The organism is Ferrigenium sp. UT5 (assembly GCF_045866295.1).
Lineage (GTDB): Bacteria > Pseudomonadota > Gammaproteobacteria > Burkholderiales > Gallionellaceae > Sideroxyarcus.
The window spans coordinates 1-2,429 of the sequence record NZ_BAAFRY010000049.1; the positions used below are offsets into that span (position 1 = coordinate 1).

Below are 2,429 nucleotides of genomic sequence, written 5' to 3' on the forward strand. Positions count from 1 at the left end.
GTAGACCCGAAACCAAGTGATCTATCCATGGCCAGGATGAAGGTGGGGTAACACTCACTGGAGGTCCGAACCCACTAACGTTGAAAAGTTAGGGGATGAGCTGTGGATAGGGGTGAAAGGCTAAACAAACTTGGAAATAGCTGGTTCTCTCCGAAAACTATTTAGGTAGTGCCTCACGTATCACTCTCGGGGGTAGAGCACTGTCATGGCTAGGGGTCTATTGCTGATTACCAAACCATTGCAAACTCCGAATACCGAGAAGTGCGAGCGTGGGAGACAGACATCGGGTGCTAACGTCCGGTGTCAAAAGGGAAACAACCCAGACCCTCAGCTAAGGTCCCCAAGACACAGTTAAGTGGAAAACGAAGTGGGAAGGCTAAAACAGTCAGGATGTTGGCTTAGAAGCAGCCATCATTTAAAGAAAGCGTAATAGCTCACTGATCGAGTCGTCCTGCGCGGAAGATGTAACGGGGCTCAAACTGTGCACCGAAGCTAGGGATATCAATGCTCCTTTTAGGGCATGCGAAGTTTCGCGACGCAACGCGTCGCAAAACGCCATCTGACAAAACAGGTGGAGCAAGCACCTCACCTCAATTGAAGGTTTGTCGTTCCCGCCGGTGGCGCGAACGACAACCGTGAGCGTGCTCTAAAAGGAGCATTGATATGGTAGGAGAGCGTTCTGTAGGCCTGCGAAGGTGTGGTGTGAACCATGCTGGAGGTATCAGAAGTGCGAATGCTGACATGAGTAGCGATAAAGGGGGTGAAAGGCCCCCTCGCCGAAAACCCAAGGTTTCCTGTTCAACGTTCATCGGAGCAGGGTGAGTCGGCCCCTAAGGCGAGGCAGAAATGCGTAGTCGATGGGAAACAGGTTAATATTCCTGTACCTTAATGTAATGCGATGTGGGGACGGAGAAGGTTAAGCAAGCCAGGTGTTGGATGTCCTGGTTGAAGCGTGTAGGGAGATCTCTTAGGCAAATCCGGGAGATCAATTCTGAGGCGTGATAACGAGTGCCTTCGGGCGCGAAGTTGCTGATACCAAGCTTCCAAGAAAAGCCACTAAGCTTCAGTTACATTGGGACCGTACCGCAAACCGACACAGGTGGGTAGGATGAGAATTCTAAGGCGCTTGAGAGAACTCGGGTGAAGGAACTCGGCAAATTAGCACCGTAACTTCGGGAAAAGGTGCGCCCCGGTAGATTGTAGAGATTTACTCTCGAAGGTCGATGGGGTTGCAGTGAAATGGTGGCTGCGACTGTTTAATAAAAACACAGCACTCTGCAAACACGAAAGTGGACGTATAGAGTGTGACGCCTGCCCGGTGCTGGAAGATTAAATGATGGGGTGCAAGCTCTTGATTGAAGTCCCAGTAAACGGCGGCCGTAACTATAACGGTCCTAAGGTAGCGAAATTCCTTGTCGGGTAAGTTCCGACCTGCACGAATGGCGTAACGATGGCCACACTGTCTCCACCCGGGACTCAGCGAAGTTGAAATGTTTGTGAAGATGCAATCTCCCCGCGGCTAGACGGAAAGACCCCATGAACCTTTACTGTAGCTTTGCATTGGACTTTGAACAGATCTGTGTAGGATAGCTGGGAGGCTTTGAAGCGGTGTCGCCAGACATCGTGGAGCCGACGTTGAAATACCAGCCTGGTGTGTTTGATGTTCTAACCTGGACCCCTGATCGGGGTTGGGGACATTGCATGGTAGGCAGTTTGACTGGGGCGGTCTCCTCCCAAATTGTAACGGAGGAGTACGAAGGTATCCTAGGTACGGTCGGACATCGTACTGATAGTGCAATGGCAAAAGGATGCTTAACTGCGAGACTGACAAGTCGAGCAGATACGAAAGTAGGTCATAGTGATCCGGTGGTTCTGTATGGAAGGGCCATCGCTCAACGGATAAAAGGTACTCTGGGGATAACAGGCTGATTCCTCCCAAGAGTTCATATCGACGGGGGAGTTTGGCACCTCGATGTCGGCTCATCACATCCTGGGGCTGTAGCCGGTCCCAAGGGTATGGCTGTTCGCCATTTAAAGTGGTACGTGAGCTGGGTTTAAAACGTCGTGAGACAGTTTGGTCCCTATCTGCCGTGGGCGCTGGAAGTTTGAGGGGACCTGCTCCTAGTACGAGAGGACCGGAGTGGACGTATCTCTGGTGTACCGGTTATGACGCCAGTCGTATCGCCGGGTAGCTATATACGGAAGAGATAACCGCTGAAAGCATCTAAGCGGGAAACTCGCCTCAAGATGAGACTTCCCTGGCAACTTGATTGCCCTGAAGGGTCGTGGAAGACCACCACGTTGATAGGTCGGGTGTGGAAGCGCAGTAATGCGTTAAGCTAACCGATACTAATTGCCCGTGCGGCTTGATCCTATAACCTTAGGTAAAGTTGCAAGTAATTGAATCGCCTCGCAACAATCAAAACACC

General features: G+C 51.3%; 1 rRNA gene. It reads left to right on the forward strand.

The window, feature by feature from the left end:
• Positions 1–2,374, forward strand: a 23S ribosomal RNA gene (locus ACKTSJ_RS11005); the annotation flags it as partial.
• Positions 2,375–2,429 lie beyond the last annotated feature (55 nt).